This is a genomic window from Mesorhizobium sp. M7A.F.Ca.ET.027.03.2.1 (assembly GCF_003999175.1).
In the GTDB taxonomy this organism is placed as follows: domain Bacteria; phylum Pseudomonadota; class Alphaproteobacteria; order Rhizobiales; family Rhizobiaceae; genus Mesorhizobium.
In genome coordinates this window covers 1-3,336 of sequence record NZ_RZOM01000695.1, presented here as the reverse complement: position 1 = coordinate 3,336, position 3,336 = coordinate 1, and the positions used below count along the sequence as shown (strand labels likewise).

4 protein-coding genes are annotated in these 3,336 nt (G+C 65.1%); 1 reads left to right on the top strand and 3 read right to left on the bottom strand.

The window, feature by feature from the left end; all coding sequences use genetic code 11:
* Positions 1-24 precede the first annotated feature (24 nt).
* Positions 25-660 (bottom strand): hypothetical protein, encoded by a 636-nt coding sequence (locus EN750_RS25090; RefSeq protein ID WP_245482801.1) that lies wholly within the window; start codon positions 658-660, stop codon positions 25-27.
* A 77-nt stretch (positions 661-737) separates the two neighbouring features.
* Here EN750_RS25090 and EN750_RS25085 point away from each other — a divergent pair, with 77 nt between their 5' ends.
* Positions 738-971 (top strand): DUF2093 domain-containing protein, encoded by a 234-nt coding sequence (locus EN750_RS25085; RefSeq protein WP_031213688.1) that lies wholly within the window; start codon positions 738-740, stop codon positions 969-971.
* Here the strand turns inward: EN750_RS25085 and lpxK are convergent.
* Positions 968-1,993 carry a tetraacyldisaccharide 4'-kinase gene (gene lpxK, locus EN750_RS25080; RefSeq protein WP_127398093.1) on the bottom strand — a complete coding sequence of 342 codons (1,026 nt, stop codon included), beginning with the start codon at positions 1,991-1,993 and terminating at the stop codon, positions 968-970. The genes EN750_RS25085 and lpxK overlap by 4 nt on opposite strands.
* A gap of 1 nt (position 1,994) precedes the next feature.
* Positions 1,995-3,311 carry a lipid IV(A) 3-deoxy-D-manno-octulosonic acid transferase gene (gene waaA / locus EN750_RS25075; RefSeq protein ID WP_127398091.1) on the bottom strand — a complete coding sequence of 439 codons (1,317 nt, stop codon included), beginning with the start codon at positions 3,309-3,311 and terminating at the stop codon, positions 1,995-1,997.
* Positions 3,312-3,336 lie beyond the last annotated feature (25 nt).

Below are 3,336 nucleotides of genomic sequence, written 5' to 3'. Positions count from 1 at the left end.
ATCGAGAACCAGCCGATTCGAAGCTCAGCGCAGCAACAACAGAACGAACCCAAGGATCACGGTTCCCAGCAAACCGGCCATTATCGAAACAAAGCCAATTTTCACCAGCAACTGCTCAGGGTTCGGCGCCGCACCATGGGATTGATTGGCCGGCCTGTGCCTGCCCGCCAATGCACCCAGAGCGGCAGCGTTGCGCGGGACTGGAGCCTGCGGCGGGATAAGCGACAGCAATGACAGCCCCGTAACCCTGGCAGGGGTATTGTCATTGGCCGTTGTCGAAGGCGGCAAGAAGGCTCGCGGCGTTTCGGCTTCGGGTTTTGCCTTTCTCGCCGCGATCGTTGCCAACGCCGCCTCTTCGCCCGTCTCAAGCTGGGCAAGATAGGCATCGACGATGCCAGACGATGCGATCTGCTGCGATTTGACGTCCATTGGCGCGGCAGGCAAAGTCAACAGCACGGGCGCTGTCTGTTGCGCAAGCAGAGACGGCGCCGGCGGTTGGACCAGCGCCTTGACCAGTGCCGTCATGACTGGATCGGCCTGCCCCGAGGGCACGGCCTGCGGCGTCATCACTTCCCTGAGCAAGGCGGGAAGACGAGTGGAGGAAATGTCCATTGCGGCCCACCAACACCATTTTTCCGCCTCACAATAAGCGTTCAGCATTGTCTCAGGCTTGTCGCATGCTTGACCTCGCCGGGAATTTATGGCGATGAAATCCTCATGAACCCTGGCGTCCCCGCATGATGAACCGTTTCGAAGGCCCCGGCGGCAAGGAAGCCCGCATCCGCTATCTGGATGGCGACTTCCAGGTTACCAGTCCCGGCGCGTTCGTGCGTTGCGCGGTGACAGGCGAAAGCATTCCGCTCGACGAGTTGAAATACTGGAGCGTCGCCAGGCAGGAGCCCTACATCAGCGCCACCGCCTCGCTGCGCCGCGAAATCGAGATGCATCCGGAGCTGCGTAAACGCGGTTAACCCTTCAGCTTGCGCTGGCGCCAGGCATCGAGCGTCTCGTCGATGATGCGCTCGGGAACGTGATCGAGTTCGAAGACAGTGTCGATCTCCAGCACCTCGAGCCGGTCGAGAAAGTCCTGTGAGGCGCCGTGGCGCAGTCGGGCGGCGTCCTTGGCGGTGGTGATGAGCACCAGCCCTTCGGCGCGTGCGGTCGCCACCAACTCGGCAAGTTCGTCCTCGGCATAGAAATGATGGTCCGGAAACGGCCGCGTCAATGCCAGCTCGCCGCCGGCTTCGCGCACCGTGTCGAAGAATTTCTCGGGATGGCCGATACCGGCGAAGGCGAGGAACCGCTTGCCGGCAAGCCCTGCCTTGCCGCTTGGCTCTGTATGGGCCTCGAAGATCGGCCGGCCGGCGCGTGCCGCCTGGCGGACCACGCTGTCGGCGGCAGTGCCCTCGCCCATTTTCAACAGCCCGCTGGTGAAGACCAACTGGTCGACGATTTTGGCCCTGAGCGGCCCGCCCGGAATGACGCGGCCATTGCCGATCCCATAGCGCGCGTCGACGACGACCAGCGCGTAGTCGATGTGGATGCGGGCGCTCTGGAAGCCATCATCCATGATCAGGAAATCGCAGCCATGCCGTTCCAGCAGCAGCCGGGCGCCGGCGGCGCGGTTCGGCGTCACCGCCACCGGCGCGTGTTCGGCGAGCAGCAGCGGTTCGTCACCGACATGCCTGGCACTGTCATGGTCGATATCGACCACGTGAGGCTCGGCGAACGAGCCGCCATGGCCGCGCGACAGGAAGCCTGGTTTCAGATGCATTCGCTTCGCCTGCTCGGCGAGCGCGATGGCCACCGGTGTCTTGCCGGTGCCGCCAACCGTGAAATTGCCGATGCACAGAACGGGTGCTTCGATCTTCTCGCGCTTGGCCCGCCGCATGCCGCGGCCGGCGGCGGCCGCATAGATGGCCGATAGCGGCGACAGTGCCAGGACCCGCCAGTCCGGCTCTTCCCACCAGAATGGTGGTGCTTCAGAGGCCACGCTAGCGACCGTTCGCGCCCTTCAGGCGCGACTTGACGACCAGCGGCTGGATATAGGGCTCAAGCGATTTCAGCGTGCGCGCCAGCGCGCCACGCATCTCGTCGACGGTCGCCACACCCGCCGCCATCATCTCGTGGCGCGCCACTTCGTTGGTCAGGAGGAAATTGACGGCGCCGGCCAGCATGTCGCGATCGCGCACCAGCTTGGCGCCGCCGCTGTCGAGCAGACGCTGGTAGGCCTCGCGAAAATTCTGAACATTGCGCCCGGCGAGAACCGCCGTGTCGAGCATGGCCGGCTCCAGCGGGTTCTGGCCACCCTCGGAGGTCAGCGAGCGGCCGACGAAGGCGATTTCGGTCAGCCGGAGATAGAGCCCCATCTCGCCGATCGTGTCGCCGAGCAATATATCCGTGTCGGCGGCTATCCTGTCGCCCTTGCTGCGTCGCGCGACCTTCAGGCCCATGCCGGAAATTTGTGCCGCAAGCGCCTCGCCGCGATCGGGATGACGCGGAACGACGATCGTCAGGATACCATGGTGGCGCTTGTGCAGCGTCGCGTGGACTTCAGCCGCGACCACTTCCTCGCCGTCATGGGTCGAGATCGCCGCCCAGGTCGGGCGCGTGCCTATCTGCCGCCGCAGCGTCGCCAGCGCCCGTTCGTCGACGGGCGGCGGCGAGGTATCGACCTTGAGATTGCCCGACACGGTGACCGGCCGGGCGCCGAGCGCCAGAAACCGCTCGCCATCGACATCCGACTGCGCCACGACGTGAGCCAGGTTCTCGAACAACGCCTCAGCGATGTTGGCGCGTTTCTTCCACGATTTGAACGAGCGGTCGGACAGCCTGCCATTGACCAGCACCTGCGGCACGCGGCGCGCGCCAAGCTCGAGGATGGTCATCGGCCAGATCTCGGATTCGGCGATGATCGCCAGATCCGGCTGCCAGTGATCGAGAAACCGGCTGACCGCCGGCTTGAGATCGAGCGGTACGTATTGGTGGATGATCCGGTCACCGAGACGCTCGTCGGCGACCTGCGCCGAGGTGACCGTGCCGGTCGTCAGCACGATGTTGACGCCATAGTCGAGGATGCTTTCGACCAACGGCACGACGGCTATGGTCTCACCGACGCTCGCGGCATGGATCCAGATCACCGGCCCGTCGGGGCGCGCGCGGCCGGCGACGCCATAGCGCTCGCGGCGGCGGTAGCGGTCTTCCTTGCCGCGTGAGGTGCGCCAGGCCACATAGGGCCCGACCAGCGGATAGGCGGCCGCACCCGCGAAACGGTATGCCGACAGCATGGCTCGCGCCCAGCGGCCGCTCATCGCGGGGCATCCACGAGACCTGTCT

Coding starts and splice junctions, on each gene's coding strand:
- EN750_RS25090 (WP_245482801.1), bottom strand. CDS start 660: ATGCTGAACGCTTATTGTGAGGCGGAAAAATGGTGTTGGTGGGCCGCA.
- EN750_RS25085 (WP_031213688.1), top strand. CDS start 738: ATGATGAACCGTTTCGAAGGCCCCGGCGGCAAGGAAGCCCGCATCCGC.
- waaA (WP_127398091.1), bottom strand. CDS start 3,311: ATGAGCGGCCGCTGGGCGCGAGCCATGCTGTCGGCATACCGTTTCGCG.